The sequence below is a fragment of the Caulobacter sp. FWC2 genome, from assembly GCF_002742625.1.
Classification (GTDB): Bacteria; Pseudomonadota; Alphaproteobacteria; order Caulobacterales; family Caulobacteraceae; genus Caulobacter.
This window is the reverse complement of sequence record NZ_PEBF01000001.1, coordinates 4,138,516-4,160,027: the sequence shown is the minus strand read 5'-3', so window position 1 is coordinate 4,160,027 and position 21,512 is coordinate 4,138,516. Positions and strand designations below refer to the sequence as shown.

19 protein-coding genes are annotated in these 21,512 nt (G+C 67.6%); 13 read left to right on the top strand and 6 right to left on the bottom strand.

Annotated elements, in window-relative coordinates; genetic code table 11:
• The first annotated feature begins 139 nt into the window (after positions 1-139).
• Positions 140-451, top strand: a complete 312-nt coding sequence (locus tag CSW62_RS19700; protein ID WP_099580748.1) for a hypothetical protein — start codon at positions 140-142, stop codon at positions 449-451.
• Between the two features lie 69 nt (positions 452-520).
• Here the strand turns inward: CSW62_RS19700 and CSW62_RS19695 are convergent, their stop codons facing one another.
• The 4 genes from CSW62_RS19695 to flgK all read right to left on the bottom strand — a co-directional run bounded on the left by CSW62_RS19695 (position 521) and on the right by flgK (position 5,653).
• Positions 521-1,276: an exonuclease domain-containing protein gene (locus CSW62_RS19695; protein ID WP_143324430.1), complete on the bottom strand. Its 756-nt coding sequence runs from the start codon at positions 1,274-1,276 to the stop codon at positions 521-523.
• Positions 1,277-1,325: 49 nt separating this feature from the next.
• Positions 1,326-2,546 (bottom strand): tRNA 2-thiouridine(34) synthase MnmA, encoded by a 1,221-nt coding sequence (gene mnmA, locus CSW62_RS19690; protein ID WP_199170647.1) that lies wholly within the window; start codon positions 2,544-2,546, stop codon positions 1,326-1,328.
• 68 nt (positions 2,547-2,614) lie between these two features.
• Entirely contained in the window at positions 2,615-3,538 is a 924-nt protein-coding gene (locus CSW62_RS19685) for a flagellin (protein ID WP_099580743.1), read from the bottom strand.
• Positions 3,539-3,541: 3 nt separating this feature from the next.
• Positions 3,542-5,653 (bottom strand): flagellar hook-associated protein FlgK, encoded by a 2,112-nt coding sequence (gene flgK, locus CSW62_RS19680; RefSeq protein WP_099580741.1) that lies wholly within the window; start codon positions 5,651-5,653, stop codon positions 3,542-3,544.
• Between the two features lie 404 nt (positions 5,654-6,057).
• Here flgK and CSW62_RS27285 point away from each other — a divergent pair, with 404 nt between their 5' ends.
• The 10 genes from CSW62_RS27285 to flhA all read left to right on the top strand — a co-directional run bounded on the left by CSW62_RS27285 (position 6,058) and on the right by flhA (position 18,568).
• Positions 6,058-7,872: a flagellar hook-length control protein FliK gene (locus CSW62_RS27285; protein ID WP_255408379.1), complete on the top strand. Its 1,815-nt coding sequence runs from the start codon at positions 6,058-6,060 to the stop codon at positions 7,870-7,872.
• Between the two features lie 14 nt (positions 7,873-7,886).
• Positions 7,887-8,603, top strand: a complete 717-nt coding sequence (locus tag CSW62_RS19670; RefSeq protein ID WP_099580739.1) for a flagellar hook assembly protein FlgD — start codon at positions 7,887-7,889, stop codon at positions 8,601-8,603.
• A 131-nt stretch (positions 8,604-8,734) separates the two neighbouring features.
• The gene (flgE, locus tag CSW62_RS19665; RefSeq protein WP_099580737.1) at positions 8,735-10,498 is read left to right on the top strand and encodes a flagellar hook protein FlgE; all 1,764 of its coding nucleotides are present in this window, start codon (positions 8,735-8,737) and stop codon (positions 10,496-10,498) included.
• A gap of 169 nt (positions 10,499-10,667) precedes the next feature.
• Positions 10,668-10,949 (top strand): CtrA inhibitor SciP, encoded by a 282-nt coding sequence (gene sciP / locus CSW62_RS19660; RefSeq protein WP_099580735.1) that lies wholly within the window; start codon positions 10,668-10,670, stop codon positions 10,947-10,949.
• Between the two features lie 281 nt (positions 10,950-11,230).
• Positions 11,231-12,907 carry a flagellar basal-body MS-ring/collar protein FliF gene (gene fliF, locus CSW62_RS19650; RefSeq protein WP_099580733.1) on the top strand — a complete coding sequence of 559 codons (1,677 nt, stop codon included), beginning with the start codon at positions 11,231-11,233 and terminating at the stop codon, positions 12,905-12,907.
• Complete coding sequence (gene fliG / locus CSW62_RS19645; RefSeq protein ID WP_099580731.1) at positions 12,907-13,929, top strand: flagellar motor switch protein FliG; 1,023 nt, start codon at positions 12,907-12,909, stop codon at positions 13,927-13,929. The genes fliF and fliG overlap by 1 nt, the downstream gene beginning before the upstream one ends.
• Before the next feature lie 10 nt (positions 13,930-13,939).
• The gene (locus CSW62_RS19640; protein ID WP_099580728.1) at positions 13,940-14,578 is read left to right on the top strand and encodes a flagellar assembly protein FliH; all 639 of its coding nucleotides are present in this window, start codon (positions 13,940-13,942) and stop codon (positions 14,576-14,578) included.
• A 15-nt stretch (positions 14,579-14,593) separates the two neighbouring features.
• Complete coding sequence (fliN, locus tag CSW62_RS19635; protein ID WP_099580726.1) at positions 14,594-14,926, top strand: flagellar motor switch protein FliN; 333 nt, start codon at positions 14,594-14,596, stop codon at positions 14,924-14,926.
• 30 nt (positions 14,927-14,956) lie between these two features.
• On the top strand, positions 14,957-16,324 hold the full coding sequence (gene flbD, locus CSW62_RS19630) for a sigma-54-dependent transcriptional regulator FlbD (RefSeq protein ID WP_099580724.1): 1,368 nt from the start codon (positions 14,957-14,959) through the stop codon (positions 16,322-16,324).
• A 135-nt stretch (positions 16,325-16,459) separates the two neighbouring features.
• Positions 16,460-18,568, top strand: a complete 2,109-nt coding sequence (gene flhA / locus CSW62_RS19625) for a flagellar biosynthesis protein FlhA (protein ID WP_099580722.1) — start codon at positions 16,460-16,462, stop codon at positions 18,566-18,568.
• Positions 18,569-18,628: 60 nt separating this feature from the next.
• On the opposite strand, the gene CSW62_RS27060 is transcribed toward flhA, so the two are convergent.
• Entirely contained in the window at positions 18,629-18,778 is a 150-nt protein-coding gene (locus CSW62_RS27060) for a hypothetical protein (RefSeq protein ID WP_099582377.1), read from the bottom strand.
• A 35-nt stretch (positions 18,779-18,813) separates the two neighbouring features.
• A complete protein-coding gene (locus tag CSW62_RS19615; protein WP_099580720.1) occupies positions 18,814-20,133 on the bottom strand; it encodes an oxygenase MpaB family protein in 1,320 nt (439 codons plus the stop codon).
• A 123-nt stretch (positions 20,134-20,256) separates the two neighbouring features.
• Here CSW62_RS19615 and CSW62_RS19610 point away from each other — a divergent pair, with 123 nt between their 5' ends.
• Positions 20,257-20,865 (top strand): TetR/AcrR family transcriptional regulator, encoded by a 609-nt coding sequence (locus CSW62_RS19610; RefSeq protein ID WP_099580718.1) that lies wholly within the window; start codon positions 20,257-20,259, stop codon positions 20,863-20,865.
• 89 nt (positions 20,866-20,954) lie between these two features.
• A complete protein-coding gene (locus CSW62_RS19605; protein ID WP_099580716.1) occupies positions 20,955-21,473 on the top strand; it encodes a hypothetical protein in 519 nt (172 codons plus the stop codon).
• Positions 21,474-21,512 lie beyond the last annotated feature (39 nt).

Below are 21,512 nucleotides of genomic sequence, written 5' to 3'. Positions count from 1 at the left end.
TGTGGTCCTCCCCCAATTTCATCCGCCCGCGGTCATTCACCATTTTTGGAAATGATTAACCGCGAACCTTAGCCATTCTTTGGCGTCTGCCTGCGAAAACAGTCACATCAGATTTGAACGCCGCAAGGGGCAGCAAACCATGAAATTCTCGATCGCGATCGCCGCGGGTATCGCCGGCAGCTTCTTCGTCGCTCAGGCCGCTTCGGCCGCCGGCGGCTTCGAAGACCAGATGGGCCGTTGCCTCCAGCAGTTCGCGAACACCCGCGACGCCGCCCAGGTGATGCTGGAATGCACCGCCGACGCCGGCAAGCTGTCGGACTGCAAGGTCGTCGACAACAGCGCCGCCGGCAAGGGTTTCGACAAGGCCGCCATGTGCATCGCCGAGAAGCTGCCGATGGGCGCCAAGACCGGTTCGGTGAAGGTCCCCTTCCGCTTCCCGGGCGGCGCGTAAGCCTCGCTTCGTCAGCTTGACGCAAAACACCCCCGTCGGTTCGCCGGCGGGGGTTTTTCGTATGGGGACCTAGAGCAGCTTGGGCTGAGCGGGCAGGGCGGTCTCGGGCGCCGCGTCGATATCGCCCCGCCGCCGCAGCTCGGTCTCGGCGCTGAAGCGGATATTGACGTCGCGGTCCTGGGCCAGGGTCCGCAGGCTCTCGCCACTGAGCTTGTCCCAGGGACGACCGCGATCGGGACCGGCCGGCACGCGGACCAGCAGCCCCGGCTCGGCGCTCCAGGCCAGCAACTGCTCCAGCGAGGCCGCGTTCAGCATGTCGCGCAGATGGTGGGCGGTGACATAGGCGTCGGGCAGGGCGCGGTGGGCCGGCAGGCCCAGGTCGCGGACCAGGCCCTCGGGATTCCGCTGATAGCGCAGCATCTGGTTGGAGAAGCCCTGCAGATGCGGCCACAGGCGCAGGGCGCATTTCCAGGTGCAGATCCAGAGCGCGTCGCCGGTGAACTTCGGCGTGCAAAAGCGCTGCTCGAACGCCGCGCGATGCGCCGCCAGGGCCTGGACGCCGCCTTCGGGGCGCAGGACCTGAGGCGCGATGTCCTTCCAGAACGGCGCGCCCGCCACGTCGGCGTCGATGATGTGGTGAACGGCCATGGTCTCGGGCGTGATCGGCCGACCGGGATTCACCAAGGCCGCGCCGCGTCCCTCGTCGTCGATCCGCCAGAGGCCGCCCGGATCCTGCACGACATCCTGCCAGCCGATCTCGCAGACATCGTGCGGGCCGGAACCGGCGGTCTCGAGGTCGATGACGCGGACGCGTTGCGGGGACATCGGGAGACTATGATCGCTGGACATCCCAGATCCAACGCCTGGGCGCCACTCAGGCTTCCGGGAGATCCATCTGGCGCGTCGTAGCGGCGATGAAGCCGCCGCCCAGAACGCGTTCGGGATCGGCCGGATCGTACAGCACGCAGGCCTGGCCGGGCGCTACGCCTTCCTCGGCGCCGTCGAACACCACCGAAACCTCGCCGTCACGGATCGCCAGGCGGCCGGCGACGGGTTCACGGGTCGAGCGGACGCGGGCAAGCACCGGCTGGCCGTCCTCGGCGGCGGCCTCCAGGCTGTCCTGGCCGCCCAGCCAGCTGCCTTCCTTGAGGGTGAGGGCGGCGGTCAGCAGGGCTTCGCGCGGGCCGACGATGACCTGGCGCTTGTCGGCGTCGATCTTCACGACGAACAGCGGGTCGCCGACGGCGATGTTCAGGCCCCGGCGCTGGCCGATGGTGTAGCGGGTCACGCCCTCGTGGCGGCCCAGCACGCGGCCGTCCAGATGCACGACGTCGCCCGCTTCAGCGCCGTGCGGGCGGATGCGGTCGATCACCGTGGTGTACTTGCCCTCGGGGACGAAGCAGATGTCCTGGCTGTCGGGCTTGTCGGCGATGGCCAGGCCCAAACCAAAGGCGACGGCGCGCACGGTCGGCTTGTCCATGCCGCCCAGAGGGAAGCGCAGGAAGTCCAGCTGGTCGCGCGTGGTGGCGAACAGGAAATAGCTCTGGTCCTTGGCTGGGTCGGCGGCTCTGCGCAGTTGGGGGCGGTTGCCGCCACCGGCGAACGCGCGCTGCACATAGTGCCCGGTGGCCATGGCTTCGGCGCCCAGGTCGCGGGCCACGTCCAGCAGGTCGCGGAACTTGACCGTCTGGTTGCAGCGCACGCACGGGATCGGCGTCTCGCCGCGCAGATAGGCGTCGGCGAAGTCCTCGATGACCTGCTCGCGGAAGCGGCTTTCGTAGTCGAGCACGTAGTGCGGGATGCCGATGCGCTCGGCGGCCATGCGGGCGTCCAGGATGTCCTGGCCGGCGCAGCAGGCGCCCTTCTTGGTGATCGCCGCGCCGTGGTCGTAGAGCTGCAGCGTTACGCCCACCACGTCATAGCCGGCGCGGGCCAGCAGGGCGGCGGTGACGGTGGAATCCACGCCGCCGGACATGGCCGCGACGATCCGCGTCCCCTCCGGCAGGCCGACGGCCGCGCGCACCTGTTCGACCGCCCGCGCGATGAGCGTGTCGGCGTCGTTAGGGGCGGTCGGGGTCAGCAAGTCGGCGTCCATCGCCGCCATATAGCGGTTAGGGGGCGCTTTTGCGAGTTCTCCTCCCCCGCGATGCGGGCGAGCATCCGCTACTTCAGCACGTTCAGCAGCGACGAGGCCTGCAGGCTGGTGAACACCTGTGCCGAGGCTTGGACGGCCAGCTTGGCGGCTTCCAGGCGGGTCACGGCGTCGGCCATGTCGACGTCGGTGATGCCGCCGACCATGCCGGTCAGGGTGTCGGCCTGGTTCGACAGGTCGGTGGTGGCGGCCTCGAAGCGCTTCTGGGTCACGCCGTTCTTGCCCTGCAGGTCGACCACGCCCTTCTGGGCGGCGTCGAACGTGCTCAGCAGGCCGGTCAGGAACTGGACCTGGGTGTCGTCCAGCTTGCCGGTGAAGTCGCCATTGGCGTCGACATAGGCCTGCACCTGCTTGAAGGCGTCGAACACGTTCGTGCCGATCGCGTCGCCCAGAACGCCGGTCTTGACGTTGGTCTGCTCGTCGATGCGGTTGGTGGTGATGTACTGGTCGTTGTGGAACAGGTCGGCGGTGGCCGGCGCGGCGGTCAGATCGTTCATGGTGGTGGCCGAGGTGGCGGCCGTGTCGGTCTTGGCGCCTGAGAACACGTAGAGCCCGTTCGACTTGGTGTTCAGGCCCTGGACCACGTCGCCGAAGGCGGCGCGCATCTGCTGCATCAGGGTGGTGGCGTTGCCGGCGGCGAGCGCGTTGGCGATGGCCCCGCGCGCGCTCTGGGTGGCGTCCGCGACACGTCCCAGGCCCGTGTCCTGCATCTCCAGGCGGTTATTGACCTGCTTGGACTGGTCGAGCAGGCCGTTAATCCGGTTCTGGGTGCCCCGCATGGCGGTCAGGATTTCGGCGTTCTTGGCGTAGCCCTTCAGGTCGTTGGCGACCTTCTGGCTGGACACCTGGGCGCCGACGTCATTCTGGCGGATCTGCGCCTTCATGAGGTTGGCCGTCATGATGTTGTAGTTCTGAACGGTCGAGACGCGGGTCATGGCTTACCCCAGGAGTCCGGTGAGCACTTCATACATGTCCTTGGTCGCCTGGATCAGACGGGCCGAGGCGTTGAAGGCTTGCTGATAGGTGGTCAGGTTGATCAGTTCTTCGTCGAGGTTTACGCCCTCTTCCGACTGCCGCTGGCTGTCGACTTCGCTGGACACCGCGTCGGCGGCGTCCTTGCGGCTGGCGGCGGTGGCGGACTTGCGGGCGATCGAGCCGCTGAAGTCGGAAGCGTAGCGGTTGACGCTCATATGAACGGCGTCGGCGTCGCCGGCGGCGGAGAAGCCGGCGGTGGTATCGCCGGACTTGGCCAGGGCCAGGGCTCCGCGTCCGTCGCCGACGGCCAGGGCGGCGTTGCCGCCGACGGCCTGGCTCAGGTCCAGCTGGGCCAGGGGCAGCAGCTTCGGGTTCTCGTTCATCGCCTTGCTGACGAAGAACTTCTCGCCCCGCGTGCTGCGCTCGGCCGGGCCAATGCCGAACAGCTGGCTGGCCGAAGGGCCGCCAAGACCGCGTTCCGTGGTGTCGGCCTGGACAGACATCGTCACCGGCGTAACGCCGTTCGACGAGAAGCTCATCTGGCCCTTGGCGTTCAGTGAGAACTGGCCGTAGAGGCCCACGCCGGAGGCGCGGGAGTTCAGGGCGTCCAGCATGTCCTGCATGGTGCCGCCGACGGGCGGGTCGACGACGATGTCGCGGATGCGGCCGCCCTCGACATCGGTCAGGCGGATGGTCATCGAGCCCGAGGTGAAGCCGTTCGGGTCGGCCGCGGTCAGGCCGGTCTCGTACGGTGAATAGCCGTTGGTGCGGAGGATGTCGTTCAGGCCGAAATAGTGGCTGAAGCCCTTGCCGGCCTTGCTCGACGGGTTGGTCGCATCGTCCTGGATGGCCACACCCAGGCCGCCGTTCCCCGTCAGGGTCATGGCCCCGCCCGAGAAGCCGGCCGCGCCCATGCCGCCCATGGCGGTGTTCAGCTGGGCCATGAAGTCGGACGGATTGAAGGTAGGGCCCGCCGCGCCGTTGACGCTCATCGTGCCGGCGTCGAAGTCGATGTCGATCCGGCGCTGGATGACGCCGCTGCTGTCGGTTAGGGCGATCGTCGTTTTGCCGGTGAAGCCGGTCATGGCGGCCGTGTCGTCCAGGCCGGTGTTGCGGCCGGTCATGCTGGTCGGGGCGGGCACCGACGAGGCGGCGTTGGCGGCGCGATTGATCTCCTCGGCCGCGCGCGAGGTGAACTCGCCCAACTGGTCGGACAGATTGACCAGCTCGGTATTGCGGACGTCCAGCAGGCCCCTGATCTCGCCGCTGGAGATGTTCATCGGCGTGGGCTGCACCGAGCCGCTGGCCAGTTGCACGGTCAGGTAGCCGGTGGCCGTGGCCGAGGTCTGGTAGGTCAGCTTGGCCGCGCCGTCGCCGGCCAGGGACAGGCCTTCCGTCGAGCGGACATAGACGCCGCCCAGCTGGCGGGGCGTGACCTGGACGTTCATCAGTTTGGCCAGTTCGTCGACCAGGCTGCTCTGGACGTTCTCGGCTCCGGTGGCGTCGGCGCCGGCCACCTTGGCGCGGGTGATGTCGGTGTTGAGACCGTCGATCTGGCTCAGCAGGTCGTTGACGCGGTCGACATCGGCCGAGATGCGCGTGTCGGCGTCCTTGCCCAGCTTGGACAGCGACGAGGTGATGCGGCTCGATTCACTGAGGAAGTCGTCCACCCGCGTGAGCGCCTGGGTGCGCAGCAGGGAAGAGGACGGATCGTCCTGCGCCGACGAGAAGGCCGAGAAGATGTCGTCCAGGGTCGAGAAGAAGCTGGTGTCGCCGCTGGGGTCGCCGAACAGTTGCTGGGCGCGGTTCAGGGTGTCGTTCACCACCGAGGTGCGCCCGCTGTCCGAGGCGGCGTTCAGGCTGGCCGACTGCAGGAACCGATCGGTCGCGCGCTTGATGGCGTCGATGCTGACGCCCACGCCCATGCCGTTGGACAGCAGGTTCGACTGGGAGATCGTCTTGCGGACGTAACCCGTGGTGTTGACGTTGGCGATGTTGTCCGAGGTGACGCGCAGACCCGTCTGCGCGGCCATCATGCCGGACGTCGCCGTGTTCATGATCGCATTCAGCGACATGCGGCAGCTCCCTTAAGCTGGGCAAACCGCGCAACGCACGACGCGTCGTTGCCCGGCGAAACTTGCCGGGTCGCGGAGGGAATGGCGTTCCCGATATTTACCAAGCTATTGAAATTCATTGCGAAAAGTTCCGGTGGTCGGAAGTTCGACGAGGGATCATGCGCAAGGACGGCGCCAACTGGCCTCGCGACGGGTCGACGCGGCAACTCCCGTCCCTTTCGACCGGGCGGGCTCGGCAAAAAGCGCCGCACGGAGAGCGTATTTGCTTCGTAAACAAGCCATTAAAACGAACTAAAACAGATACTTGACCCGGTTTTGGCGAGTTGGCCCGACCGTTGCGTAAGGGAGGCCGGACAAAGGCGCGTTCGTCATGGACCGCCGTCCCAACCGAGCAACGACTGCGAATGACCGCGATCGCCGCACCCAACGCCGCTCTTCCCGCCGCGCCGACCCCGGTGGTGAGCGCCAAGGCGTCGAACGACGGCTTCGACGCCCTGCTGGCCATCGCCGGCAAGAGCGACGAGGCGCCCGCGCCGCGCGCTCCGTCGCGGACGGAATCGAAGAGCGACGCTCGCGACGACAAGAACGACGCCAAATACGAGCGGGACGCCAAGGCGGCCGACAAGCCCGCCAAGACGGATAGCAAGACCGACGCCAAGCGCGCCGATCGCGCCGACAAGGCGGATGACGCCAAGGCCGCTCAAGACGCCAAGAAAGCCGACGCCGCCGACGCAAAGGCCGATGCGAAGGCCTCGGACAAGGCCGACGCCAGCCAGGACGCCAAGGGCGACGCCGTCGACGACAAGGTTTCGGACAAGGACGCCAACCAGACGGACGCGACGGCCGCCGCCGACGCCGCGGCCCAGGCCGCCGCTACCCTGATCGCCGCCATGACCACCCCGATCCAGACGCCGATCAAGGTTGAAGCCGCCGCCGACGCTCAACCCGTCGCCGACGCGACGGCCACTGTCGCTGACCAGGCCGCCGACTTCGCCGCCGCCGTGCAGACCGCCCAGGCCGGGCCGGTCGCCGCCCAGCCAGCCGCCGCCGAAACCGCTACGCCCGCTCAGGCGCCACAACAGACGGTCGCCGCTCAGGCCCAGGCGACCGCGCCGATCGCCGCCGCGCCGGAAGGCCATGCCGTCGACGCGGCCGCCCTTGAGGCGCTGGCCGCCCTGGCCGGCGACGCCGCCACCCCGGCCTCGACCGACGACCTGACCGCCCCCCAGGCCGCCGACGCCAAGACCGAAACGACCAAGACCCCTGACACCCCGAAGGCCGCCGTCGCCCAACCGGCCACGCCGGCCCCCGCCGTTCAGGTCGCCGCGCAACTGGTCGAAGCGCCTGTCGTCGAGGCCGCGCCGGTCGTCGCCGAAACCGTCACCGCCGACGCCGCCTCGGCGGCTACGGACGTCGCCGCCGAGGCCGCCGCGCCCGAAGCCGCCCAGACCGCGACCAAGACCGCCGAGCCGTCGAAGGCCGCGCAGTCGCCGCTGACCGCCCAGGCCAAGCTCGCTGACGCCGTCGCCGTCGAGACTGCCCAGGCCGTGACCGCCGTCGCCGGCGGCTCGGCTGGCGGTGAGACGACCAACGACGCCAAGGGCTCCGAAAAGGCCGCTGCGACGATCGCTTCGGTCGAGGCGCCGGCCGCCGCCGCCGCGGCTGTCGACACCAACGCCATGGCCGTCGCGGCTCCGGTCGCCCAGGCTCAGGCCGCCAGCGCCTCGGCCTCGGCCGCCGCGCCGGCCCCGGTGCGTGGCTCGCCCGAGACCGTCGCGGCCCTGTCGGCCGAGATCCTCAAGCGCGCCGACAAGGCCACCCGCTTCGACGTGACCCTGACCCCGGACAACCTGGGCAAGGTCGATGTGCGCATCGAGATCGGCCGCGACGGCGCGATGACCGCCTCGATGAAGTTCGACACCCTCCATGCCGCGCAGGAACTGCGCAGCAAGGCGGGCGAGCTGCGCCAGGCCCTGAACGACGCTGGCTTCAACGTCGCCGACAACGGCCTGTCGTTCGATGTCTCCAGCCAGAACAACGGCCAGAGTTCCAACCCCTTCCTCGCCTTCCAGGACTTCGGCGACCAGGGACAGCGCGCCTTCTCCGGCCGCGCTTTCCAGGCCGCCCTGACCGGCGAGGAAGACATCGCCATCACCCCCGCTGACCTGCTGCCCGGCCTGAAAACGGTTGCCGACAGCGGTCTCGACATCCGCATCTAAGGAAGGACCGAGCCATGGCTGACGCCATCTCGTCTCAGAACACCTCTTCGGTCCTGAACAAGATCAACAACTCACGGACCTCGCTCGCCAACAACGAGCAGACGTTCCTGAAGCTGCTGACCACCCAGCTGAAGAACCAGGATCCGCTGTCGCCGACCGACACGACCCAAATGACCAGCCAGATCACGCAGATGACGGGGGTCGAGCAGCAGCTGGTCACCAACGACCTGCTGGCCGCTCTGGTCGGCATGAACACGGGCACCAACCTGTCTGAAGGCGTGTCGATGATCGGCAAGCAGGTCACCGCCACCAGCGACAACTCGACGCTGACGGGGGGCAAGGCCACTTTCTCGTGGAGCCAGCCGGGCGCTTCGACCTCGATGTCGATCGACGTCAAGAACGCCGCCGGCAAGGTGGTCCGCACCCTGAAGCCGGACGACCAGAAGAGCGGCGACCACACCATCACCTGGGACGGCAAGGACGACAGCGGGGCCCAGCTGCCCGACGGCGGCGTCTACACCATCGCCGTCAGCGCCAAGGGCGCGGACGGCAAGGAGATCAAGGCCACGAACGTCAAGGGCCGCACCGAAGGCGTGGTCACGGCGGTCGATAACTCCACCGGCTCGCCGCAGGTCATCATCAACGGCAAGGCCGTCCCCATCGACAACGTCATCGGCATCACCGCCGTAGCCGCCAACTCCGACACCAAGACGGAAGACAAGGCCGCCTAGGTCTCTTCGCCACCCTATCGAACGGGCGTCAGAATGACGCCGACGCGGTCCCCGGAAGACGGTCTTCCCCCGGACCCAAACGCAAACAGCGCTGAACCCTTCGAACCCCATTTAGAAGTAGGATTTCAGTCATGAGCATCAACAGCGCCATGCTCGCCGGCGTTTCCGGCCTGATCGCCAACTCGTCGGCCCTGGCCGCGATCTCGGACAACATCGCCAACGTCAACACCGTCGGCTACAAGCGCTCCAGCGCCAACTTCTCGACCCTGGTGACCTCGGGTTCGAAGAACCAGGCCTACAGCGCCGGCGGCGTGAAGGCCCAGACGCACCAGTACGTCAGCCAGCAGGGCCTGACCCAGTCGACCACCTCGAACCTCGACCTGTCGATCTCGGGCGCGGGCTTCTTCGTCACCACCGAGAAGCCGGAAAACCTGACCGCGACGGACACCCGCTCGTTCACCCGCGCCGGTTCGTTCCAGCTGGATAACCTGGGCTACCTGCGCAATGACGCCGGCCTGTACCTGCAAGGCTGGCTGGCCGATCCGGTCAGCGGCCAGATCACGCCCGACCCGTCGGACCTGATGCAGCTGTCGTCGATCAACGTCGGCAGCGTCGGCGGCACCGCCGAGAAGACGACCCGCGTCGGCATCAACGCCAACCTGCGTTCGGAACAGCCGGTGGCCGCCGCCGTCTCGTACAAGGTCGGCACCGCCGGCTCGCCGTCGAAGAGCAACGTCCAGGACGACAACCTGGTCAGCCACAACTTCGACGTCGTCTACAGCTCTACGGGCGTGGCCAATCCGGTCGGCGCCAACAACGAGTATCTGGTCGACATCAAGGAAAACGGCGTGATCGTCGCCAGCGGCAAGGTCGGCTACGACAGCACCGGCGCGCTGGTCAGCTCGACCATCGACTACAAGGGCGCGGCCACGCCGGCCGGCAACGTGACGGACACGGCGATCAACGCCGCCGGCGACAAGGTCAACCTGGTCGATCTGGGCATCGCCACCGACGCCGATGTCAAGCTGGGCAAGCTGTACGATCCGTCGACCTGGTCGATGTCGGACTACGCCCTCAACAACACCAAGGGCGTCAAGCCGGACTTCGAGATCCAGGTCCCGCTTTCGGACTCCAAGGGCGGCCAGCGCACGGTCACCCTGTCGCTGCTGAAGGGCCCAGGGCCGAACGAATGGTACGCCGAACTGCGCGCCAAGCCGGGCGACCTGGCCAACAACGCCAACGGCATGATCAGCTCGGGCCTGGTGAAGTTCACCACCGACGGCAAGCTGCAGAGCACGGGCAACCTGTTCGGCGGCACCAGCCCGACCTCGATCTCGGTCAAGGCCTCGGGCACCCCGCTGACCGTCCAGCCGACCCCGCCGGTCACCCCGCCGCTGCCGCAACCGCCAATCTGGGCCGACAGCCTGGGCATCGACACCCAGGACGTTCAGATCGACCTTGCCAACGCCGCCGGCGGCCTGACCCAGTACAACAGCCAGTCGGTCGTCCAGTCGGTGAACACCAACGGTACGGCCTTCGGCAACCTGACCAACATCGAGGTGGATGACGACGGCTACGTCTCGGCCATCTTCGACAACGGCGTCACCCGCCGGATCGCCCAGGTCGCTGTCGCTACCTTCAGCAACCCGAACGGCCTGAAGGGCGTGAACGGCAACGCCTATCGCGTCACCAACGAAAGCGGCACCTACAGCCTGAAGGCTCCGGGCTCGGGCGGGGCCGGCGCGCTGGCGCCGTCGACGCTGGAAGCTTCGACGGTCGATCTGTCTACTGAGTTCACGGGCCTGATCACCACGCAACGCGCCTACTCGGCGTCGTCGAAAATCATCACGACTGCCGATCAGATGCTCGAAGAACTCTTGAATATTAAGCGCTGATCATAGGGATTAACGCTCTTTAATTCTTGTGTTTCACATCGAGACACTACTGACTGCTAAGGGAGCCACCCTGTTCAGGCCTTCTTTACTATTGGGATTAAGCCGATGTTATTAGGCGGCGCCTATAGTGAGGCCTCAACAGTGATGGTTGTGGGAAAGGCGTAAAGCCATGTTGCAACAGCAGCGCACGAACAGCCGGGGTGAAAAGTACGTTATCGGTCCTACCGGTGCGCCTCTTACCCTGTCGGATTTGCCGCCGCCGGAAACCCAACGTTGGGTGATCCGTCGGAAGGCCGAGGTCGTGGCCGCCGTCCGCGGGGGTCTTCTCTCGCTCGACGAGGCCTGCGATCGCTACAAGCTGACGAACGATGAGTTCCTCAGCTGGCAGCAGTCGATCGACCGGCACGGCCTGGCGGGCCTGCGGACCACTCGGATCCAGCAGTACCGTTAAAGGTAGGCCGTTCGGCTAGAGGAGGTGCGTCAATGTCGCCACCTCTTGCTACCTCAGAAAACCCTGCAGGCCTTGCGCCACAAGGGTTCGACGACGTTCAGCGGCCGCTCCCGAGAGGGGGCGGCCGCGACGTTTTGGCGCCGCCTCGCGGCCCTTCCGGATCCAAATATAAACGCCTCGTTTACCTTGTACTGGGTAAATCCTGCCTACCGACGGGCGGTTCTCGTTCGCCCTGTCGGTTCCTCCCTCGTGGAGGACCGTGGGATCAAGGGTGAGGCTTCGTGGAAAGCTTTCTGGGTTCGATCAAGCAGTTTGGCGTCGGCCGTCTGGCCGCGATGCTTGGCGTGGGCGCCGGCGTCGTCGCGGTTCTGGTGGCCCTCGTCATGTTCATGGGCAAGGAGCCCAATGAGCTGCTCTATTCGAACCTGGACCTGAAGGAGGCCTCGCAGGTCACCCAGGCGCTGGACCAAGCCGGCATCAAGTACGAGACCAAGGGCGACGGCTCGACGATCATGGTGGCGCGCGACAAGGTCGCAAGCGCCCGCCTGATGGTCGCTGGCAAGGGTCTCGTGAGCTCCGGCTCGATCGGCTACGAAATCTTCGACGGCAACAACGCGCTGGGTCAGACCGACTTCGTCCAGCAGCTGAACCGTCAGCGCGCCCTGCAGGGCGAGCTGGAACGCACCATCAAGGCCATGCAGGGCGTCAACAGCGTCCGCGTCCACCTGGTGCTACCCAAACGCCAGCTGTTCGAGGAAGACGCCGAGCAACCGTCGGCCGCCGTGACCATCGGCGTCGGCTCTCGCGAGCCCTCGTCGGAAATGGTCCGCGCCATCCAGAACCTGGTGTCTTCGTCGGTTCCGAACATGAAGGCCGAGAAGGTCGCGGTCATCGACCAGCACGGCAAGACCCTGTCGGCCCCCAGCGACGACAGCCTGGCCGGCAAGGAAGCCGAGGATCGCCGCACCGAGGCCGAGGCCCGTATCGCCAAGACCGTCAAGGACATGATCGAAGGCGTGCTCGGCCCGGGCAAGGCCCGCGTCAACGTCACCGCCGACCTCGACCTGAACCGCGTCACCACCCAGGAAGAGAAGTTCGACCCGGACGGCCAGGTCGTCCGCTCGGAAAGCACCAACGAGCAGGGCAACAGCGAGACCAAGAACGACGACACCTCGGGCGTCACCGCGACCGCGAACGTGCCGGGTCAGGGCGGCGCCAACGGCTTCCAGCAGCTCGGCTCGCGCTCGAACGCCAACGAGAGCGTCACCAACTACGAGATCTCCAAGTCGGTCACCACGACCGTCCGCGAGCCGGGCACGATCCGCAAGGTCGCCGTGGCCGTGGCCATCGACGGGATCACCGCCCCTCCGGGCAAGGACGGCAAGCCGGGCGCCTACACCCCGCGCACCGCCCAGGAGATCGCGCAGATCGAGGAGCTGGTGAAGACCGCCGTGGGCTTCGACGCTCAGCGCGGCGACCAGGTGAAGGTCACCAACATCAAGTTCCCGCAGCCCGAGGACCAGGGCCTGGAGAAGCAAGGACTGCTGGCCGGCTTCGACAAGAACGACATCATGCGCTTCGCCGAGCTGGGCATCCTGAGCATCGTCGCCCTGCTGGTTCTGCTGTTCGCGGTCCGCCCGTTCATCAAGAACCTGTCGACCCCCGCGCCGGGCCAGATGGCCCTGGCCGGCCCGATCGGCAGCGGCGGCGGCAGCGGGGTCCAGGTGACTCGCCTCGTCACCCTCTCGGACGGCACCCAGCAGCAGGTCGTGGTCGACCAGTCGGGCGAGCCGATCGCCATCGCGGGTCCGACCTCCGACATCGACTCGCGCATCGATATCGCCAAGATCGAGGGGCAGGTTAAGGCCTCGTCGATCAAGCGGGTGTCCGAGTTCGTCGAAAAGCATCCGGACGAGTCGGTCGCGATCCTCCGTAACTGGCTGCACGAGTCGACCTGATGGCCATGAAAGCCGCCGTCACCGATATCAAGAACCTGTCGGGGCCGGAAAAGGCCGCGATCGTTCTGCTCGCCCTCGGTGAAGACCACACCAAGATCTGGGAAGCCCTGGACGACGAGGAGATCAAAGAGGTCTCCCAGGCCATGGCCGGCCTGGGCACGGTCTCGGCCAGCGTCGTCGAAGATCTGCTGGTCGAGTTCGTCTCGGGCATGAGCTCGACGGGCGCGATCATGGGCTCTTACGAACAGACCCAGCGCCTGCTGGCCTCGTTCATGCCGCAGGAAAAAGTCGACGCCTTGATGGAGGAGATCCGCGGTCCGGCGGGTCGCACCATGTGGGACAAGCTGGGCAACGTGAACGAGGCGGTGCTCGCCAACTACCTGAAGAACGAATACCCGCAGACCGTCGCGGTGGTCCTGTCGAAGGTGAAGAGCGACCACGCCGCCCGCGTGCTGGCCTGCCTGCCGGAAGACTTCGCCCTGGAATGCGTCACCCGCATGCTGCGGATGGAGCCGGTGCAGCGCGAGATCCTCGACAAGATCGAGATGACCCTTCGCACCGAATTCATGTCGAACCTGGCGCGCACGTCCAAGCGCGACAGCCACGAGATGATGGCCGAGATCTTCAACAACTTCGATCGCCAGACCGAAGCCCGCTTCATCGCGGCCCTGGAGGAGCGCAACCGCGAGGCGGCGGAGCGCATCCGGGCCCTGATGTTCGTGTTCGAGGACCTGTCGAAGCTGGACCCGGGCGGCATCCAGACCCTGCTGCGCGGCACGCCGAAGGAACAGTTGGGCCTGGCCCTGAAGGGCGCCTCGGACAAGCTGCGCGACATGTTCTTCTCGAACATGTCGGAGCGCGCGGCCAAGATCATGCGCGAGGACATGGAGAGCATGGGCCCCGTGCGCCTGAAGGACGTCGACGCCGCCCAGGTGGGCATGGTGCAGGTCGCCAAGGATCTGGCCGCCAAGGGCGAAATCATGCTGGCCGGCTCCGGCGGCGACGACGAGCTGATTTACTGAGGCGGATGGCATGAACGACACCCCTCACCGCAGATTCGACTTCGGCACGGTCTTCGACGACCGTGGTCGCGTCGCCTACACTCCGCCGAAGGTGAAGAAGAACTTCACCCTCGAGGAGATCGAAGCGGCCAAGGCCCAGGCCTACCAGGAGGGCGAGCGCTCGTCCGTGGCCCGCGCCGAGCAGGAAGCCGCCCACGCCCTGAACGAGGTGGCCCACGCCATCCGCGAGGCGTTCGGGTCGCTGACCCATGTGGCGCACGAGCACCGCGAAGGCGCGGCCATGCTGGCCCTGGCCTGCGCCCGCAAGATCGCCGACGCGGCCCTGCAACATTTCCCCGAGGCTCCGGTCTCCGCGGCGCTGGAGGCCCTGGCCCGCGAAGTCGAGGCTCAGCCGCGCATCTTCGTCCGGGTTTCGCCCGAGCTGGAGGAGCGCACCCAAGCCGCGCTGGAGCAGGTGGCGACGCAGATCGGCTTCCAGGGCCAGATCGTCGCCCGCGCCGATGGCGCCATGGCCCCCGCGGCCTTCACTTTCGACTGGGGGGAGGGCCGCGCGGCCTTTGATCCAGACGGCGCCGCCCAACGCGTCGCCGAAGCGCTGGAAGCGGCCATCGCCGCCGAAGGTCTCCACGCCGAACCCCTGTTCTCCTGAAAAGGCTGACCTAAGATGGCCGACGACAATCTCCCGCTCGACGAATTCGGAGGCAGCATGCTGGCCTCCGAAATGCCGGTCGAGCTCAGCGACAAGACCGCGTCGGACCTGGCGCCGGTTTTCGACGTCCCGGTCAACATCTCGGCCGTGCTGGGACGCGCCCACATGTCGGTGGCTCAGCTGCTGCAGCTGAACCAGGGCTCGATCCTAGAGCTGGACCGCAAGGTCGGCGAGGCGATCGACATCTACGTAAACAACCGCCTGGTCGCCCGGGGCGAGGTCGTCGTCGTCGACGAGCGCCTGGGCGTGACCATGACGGAAATCATCAAGGACGGCGACCAGGGCTAACGCCCTGCCGTCCGTGAGGGAGTGTAGAAAATGCGGCTTCTGGTCGTCGGAAAACTGAACGGGCAGCTCTCGGTCGCCGTGAAGATGGCGATGAACGCGGGCGCGAAGGTCTCGCACGTCGAAACGACGGAGCAGGCGACCAACGCGCTGCGCGCCGGGCAGGGCGCCGACCTGCTGATGGTCGAGTACTCGCTGGATATCGCGGGCCTGATCGCGGCCAACGAGGCCGAGCGGATGCGGGTGCCGGTGGTGGCCTGCGGCGTCGACGCCGATCCGGCGCGCGCCGCCGCCGCCATCAAGGCCGGGGCCAAGGAGTTCATCCCGCTGCCGCCGGACGCCGAGCTGATCGCGGCTGTCCTGGCCGCCGTCACCGACGACGAAAAGCCGATGGTCGTCCGCGACCCGGCCATGGAGTCGGTCATAAAGCTGGCCGACCAGGTCGCCGCGTCCGAAGCCTCGATCCTGATCACCGGCGAAAGCGGTTCGGGTAAGGAGGTCATGGCCCGCTACGTCCACGGCAAGTCGCGCCGGGCCAAGGCGCCGTTCATCTCGGTCAACTGCGCCGCGATCCCCGAGAACCTGCTGGAAAGCGAGCTGTTCGGCCACGAGAAGGGCGCCTTCACCGGCGCCATGGCCCGCCGCATCGGCAAGTTCGAGGAAGCCGACGGCGGCACCCTGCTGCTGGACGAAATCAGCGAAATGGATGTCCGCCTGCAGGCCAAGCTGCTGCGCGCCATCCAGGAGCGCGAGATCGACCGCGTCGGCGGCTCCAAGCCGGTCAAGGTCAACATCCGCATCCTGGCCACCAGCAACCGCGACCTCGCCCAGTCCGTGAAGGACGGCATCTTCCGCGAAGACCTGCTCTACCGCCTGAACGTCGTGAACCTGCGCCTGCCGCCGCTGCGCGAGCGTCCGGGCGACGTGCTGAGCCTGTGCGAGTTCTTCGTGAAGAAGTACGCGGCCGCCAACGGCGTCGAGGAAAAGCCGATCTCGGCCGAGGCCAAGCGTCGCCTGCTGGCCCACCGCTGGCCGGGCAACGTCCGCGAGCTGGAAAACGCCATGCACCGCGCCGTGCTGCTGTCGAGCGGTCCGGAGATCGAGGAATTCGCCATCCGCCTGCCCGACGGCCAGCAACTGGCGCCCGCGCCGGACGTCGCGGTCGCCCGCGGGGCCCAGATGGCCGCAGACGCCGTCTCGCGCACCTTCGTCGGCTCGACCGTCGCCGAGGTCGAGCAGAAGCTGATCATCGACACGCTGGAACACTGCCTGGGCAACCGCACCCACGCGGCCAACATCCTCGGCATCTCGATCCGCACCCTGCGCAACAAGCTCAAGGAATATGGCGACGCCGGCGTCCCCGTTCCGCCGCCGCAGGGCGGGGTCGGCGCCGCCGCTTAGGTGTGACGACATGGCTCGGCGCCGCGACCATCCGTCCAGCGCCGAACATGGCTAATTCTCGTTAAGGAGATGGCGGCGGACCGCAAATCGCTCCAAGCGCTGGTCTAGCTTTCCCTCCACGGTTCAAGGTTCCGCATGGCCGACGCCGCCGTCCCCAAGACCGCCAGTTCCATGCCCAGCGCCCGGTCGCTGCTGGATGGTTTCCTGCGCGGCGAAATGGGCCTGGCGCTGGGCGTCGTGGGCATCATCGTCCTGCTGATCCTGCCTGTCCCGCCGATGCTGCTGGACATGCTGCTGGCCATCTCGGTGACCGGCTCGGTGCTGATCCTGATGACCGCGATCCTGATCAAGCGGCCGCTGGAATTCACCTCGTTCCCGACCGTCCTGCTGGTCTCGACGCTGTATCGCCTGGGCCTGAACGTCGCCTCGACCCGCCTGATCCTAGGCCACGGCCAGGAGGGCACCGGCGGGGCCGGCGCGGTCATCGAGGCCTTCGGTCACCTGATGATGCAAGGCAACTTCGTCATCGGCGTGATCGTCTTCATCATCCTGGTGGTGGTGAACTTCATGGTCGTCACCAAGGGTTCGGGCCGCATCGCCGAAGTCGCCGCCCGCTTCACTCTGGACTCCATGCCCGGCAAGCAGATGGCGATCGACGCCGACCTGTCGACCGGCCTGATCGACCAGGAAGGCGCCAAGCTGCGCCGCAAGGAACTGGAACAGGAAAGCACGTTCTTCGGCGCCATGGACGGCGCCAGCAAGTTCGTGAAGGGCGACGCGATCGCCGGCCTGATCATCACCGGCATCAATATCGTCGGCGGCATCATCATCGGCGTCGTGCAGCACAAGCTGCCGATCGGCCAGGCCGCCTCGACCTACACCATCATGACCATCGGCGACGGCCTGGTCAGCCAGATCCCGGCCCTGATCATCTCGATCGCCGCCGGTATGGTGGTGTCGAAGGCCGGCGTCGAAGGCTCGGCCGACAAGGCCCTGACGACCCAGCTGGCCATGAACCCGGCGGGCCTGGGCATGGTCTCGGCCTCGTCCGGCATCATCGCCCTGATCCCGGGCATGCCGATCATCCCGTTCGCGGTGCTGTCGCTGGGCGCGGGGGCCCTGGCCTACAAGCGCATCCAGGACGCCAAGAAGCCCAAGCCCATCGATCCGTCCCTGCTCGAGGCCGCCTCCGGGCCGACCGAGGCCGAGGAAGAGCCGATCAGCGCCTCCCTGGCCATCGACGACGTCAAGATCGAGCTGGGCTACGGCCTGCTGACCCTGATCAACGACCTGGACGGCCGCAAGCTGACCGACCAGATCCGCGCCCTGCGCAAGACCCTGGCCGGCGAGTTCGGCTTCGTCATGCCGCCGGTGCGGATCCTCGACAACATGCGCCTGGCCAACCAGGGCTACGCCATCCGCATCAAGGAAATGGAAGCCGGCGCCGGCGAAGTGCGCCTGGGCAGCCTGATGGCCATGGACCCGCGCGGCGGCCAGGTCGAGCTGCCCGGCGAGCACGTGCGCGAGCCCGCCTTCGGCCTGCCGGCCACCTGGATCGCCGACGACCTGCGCGAGGAGGCCACCTTCCGCGGCTACACGGTCGTCGATCCGGCCACGGTGCTGACCACGCACCTGACCGAGATCCTCAAGGAGAACATGGCCGACCTGCTCTCCTACGCCGAGGTCCAGAAGCTCCTGAAGGAGCTGCCCGAGTCGCAGAAGAAGCTGGTCGACGACCTAATCCCGGGCACGGCCACCGCCGCCACGGTGCAGCGCGTGCTGCAGTCGCTGCTGCGCGAGCGGGTCTCGATCCGCGACCTGCCGCAGATCCTGGAAGGCATCGGTGAGGCGGCGCCGCACACCGCCTCGGTCACCCTGCTGGTCGAGCAGGTGCGCGCCCGCCTGTCGCGCCAGCTGTGCTGGGCCAATCGCGGCGACGACGGCGCCCTGCCGATCATCACCCTCTCGGCCGACTGGGAGCAGGCCTTCGCCGAAGCCCTCATCGGCCCCGGCGACGACAAGCAGCTGGCCCTGCCGCCCTCGCGCCTGCAGGACTTCATCCGCGGCGTCCGCGACGCCTTCGAACGCGCCGCCTTGGCCGGCGAGCACGCCGTGCTGCTGACCAGCCCGGGCGTGCGCCCCTATGTCCGCTCGATCATCGAACGCTTCCGCGGCCAGACCGTGGTGATGAGCCAGAACGAAATCCACCCCCGCGCGCGGCTGAAGACGGTGGGGATGGTTTAGGGATCTTGGTCATCCCGAGGGCTGCTTTCGATCCGAGGCGGACCCTAGAAAACCTCTCCTTTAGGGAGAGGGAGGGGCCCGCCGCGAAGCGGTGGGAGGGTGAGGGGTTACGAGGTTTGACGGCGTGCCGGCACTCCGTCGAGCACTGTAACCCCTCACCCCAGCCCTCTCCCTATGGGAGAGGGAGCATGTCCGAAAACCACCTAACACCGCGTCTCGAAACGTCGGCTTAGCCTTCCCGCTCCTCAAGCCGCTTTCGACGCCGCGCCGGGCGCCGGGCGGTACTTCTCCGCGTCGCTCGTGAATTCGGCGTGGCCGTATCGCGCGAGCTGGCGCTTGAGCTTGCCGACCAGCCGGGCGTCCGCCAGGTCGCTCACGACCGGGACGTTCCGCGCCAGGCGGTAGGCCAGCAGTTGGCTGGTCACCAGCAGCGCCACCACGCCGAACATCATGAAGTCGCGCGGGCCGATCTCGACGCCCATGCGCCTGGCCGCCGCGACGTCGCCGTTCATGAAGTTGCGCAGGAAGAACACCTTGGAGAACCGGCGCTCGACCTTGTCGAACAGGCGGTTCTCGGGGCGCTCGTCCGGCGGCAGGTAGGCGTTCAGGGTGGCGCGGACCAGCTCGCCGCATGTGGCGTCGTCGAAACCGGCGCGCAGGGTGCCCGAGCGGGCGTTCATGGTGTCGACCACGCCTTGCGGGGTGTCGGCCAGCAGGTCCTCGGGCAGGCCCAGCAGGAAGCAGCGGTAGCGGGCCAGCTCGACCCGGGCGCGCTCGTCGGCGGTGAAGGTCTTCCGGCCCTGGGCGACGATCTTGTAGCTCATCAGGAAGATCGGGATCAGGCCGGCGGGCATCTGGTCGACCTGCGGGATCGGGATGCCATAGACGCGCACGTCCCAGCGGTCCGAGCGCTTCAGGGCGTTGAACCGCACCATCGAGTGCATCAGGCGCACCATGGCGGCGGCCTTGAAGCCGGCCCCGTGGCGCTCCAGCGAGCCCGGCAGCAGGGTGGTGGTGAAGAAGGTCGCCGTCTCGTTGACCCGGCGGGCGGCGGTGTCGTTCGACAGGGTCCCGGTCAGGGCCATCGGCAGGGCGGCGTACTTGTTCATGAAGGTGGCGATGAACGCGCCGCGGATCGCGAACGGCCCCAGATTGGCGGCGGCGTTGCGGTCCAGCCGCTGGCCCTCGCGCACCAGGTCCATGTCGACCCAGGCGGGCGTGGCCTCCATGTCGGCGATGAAGGCGGCCAGTTCCGGCGGCGCGTCGGGCACGGCGGCGACGCCTTCGTCGCAGGCCTTGGTCAGCATGGCGATCAGCGGCCGGAAGCCATACTGGGGCATCAGGGCCGCATAGGCGTCGGCCACAACGTCGCCCAGCAGGGTGTAGGCCTTGATCAGGGCGACCTTGTCCGGATCGAGTTTACGCAGGCGCGGCGCGACGCTGGCTTTCGGATCGTCGGTGAAGCGTTCGGGCGTGAGGTCGAAATCGATGTCGCCATACAGCGCGGGCAGGGCGGTCTTCTGCGACGCGACCTTGGCGCGGACCTTTTCGAGCGCGGCGTTCATCTGATCTCCTGGCGTAGCGGACCCTTGGCGGATCCTCGTCCCGGCTTCTAGGTTAGGCTCCACGGACCCCCGCGCTACTCGCCTTGTCCGCAAGGCCGGCGCTTCCTGGAGGCCAGGCCGCAAGTGACTGAAAAGACGAGGCGAACGCCGCGCCAGCCGCGCTCCGAGGCCACGGTCGAGGCGATTCTGGAGGCGGCCTTTCAACTTCTCGAGTTGGGCGGGGTCGAGGCCCTGACCACCAACCACATCGCCGAGCGGGCCGGGGTCAGCGTCGGCACGCTGTACCAGTACTTCGCGGGCAAGCAGGCGATCCTGGCGGCCCTGGCTCAGCGGCAGGCCGGCGCCGCCCGCGACCGCATCGCCGAGATCGTCATCGCGGGACCCGAGCTGGGCGCGGTGCGCCTGATCGTCCGCACCCTGGCCACGGCGTTCGAGGGCTCGCCCGCCACGCGCCGCGCGCTGCTGGACGCCCTGACCCTGGCGGGCGGCGACGACGTGGTCATGCGTCACCACCTGACCTTCTTCGATGCGATCGCCGGCAAGACCGCCTTCGGCTTTCCGCTGTCGCCCGAGGCCGGCTTCGTCCTGACCCACGCGGTGGTCGGGCTGCTGCGCGCGGCCACCGCCGAGGCGGAGCTGGCGCTGGATCCCATGCGGCTGGAGGACGAGCTGGTGCGGCTGATGGAGGCCTATATCGGGGCCCTGGTCATGGCTCACGACGCGCGGCGGTAGACCAGCGAGTCGACTCGCCGACGGAACCGTGTCCGCAAGGTCACGTTGTTTTCGGCAAGGGAGGGGCCCTTTCGACGGAGAGAGTGACCATGACCAACAAGATCGCCCTGCTCGCCGCCGCTGCGTCCCTGACGTTCGCCGGCGCGGCCTTCGCCCAGAGCACGACCACCACGACGACCCCGGCTTCGCCCACCACGGGCGCCATGCCGCCGGCCTCGACCACCATGCCGGCGCCGACCCAGTCGACGACCACCATGACGCCGGCTCAGAGCACGACCACCACGATGACGCCGTCGGGTTCGACGACGACTCAGACCACCACGCCGCCTTCGGCCAACCCGGCGGACGCCGCGGGGACGCCGACCTCGGCCAGCGTCGCCAGCTTCAAGGTCGGCTCGGCCGTGAAGGACGCCGGCGGCGTCTCGGTCGGCCAGATCACCGGCACCAGCACCGGCGCCGACGGCTCGACCAACGTGATCGTCGCCAATGGCGGCGTGAAGTTCGCCCTGCCGGCCAACAGCCTGAGCGCGGGCGCTGACGGCAGCGTCTCGACCACGGCCACCAAGGCCCAGATCGACGCCACGGTCGCGGGCGCCAAGCCGCAGTAATGCGCCATCGCGTCTAGGCTGATACAACCGCGAGCCCGC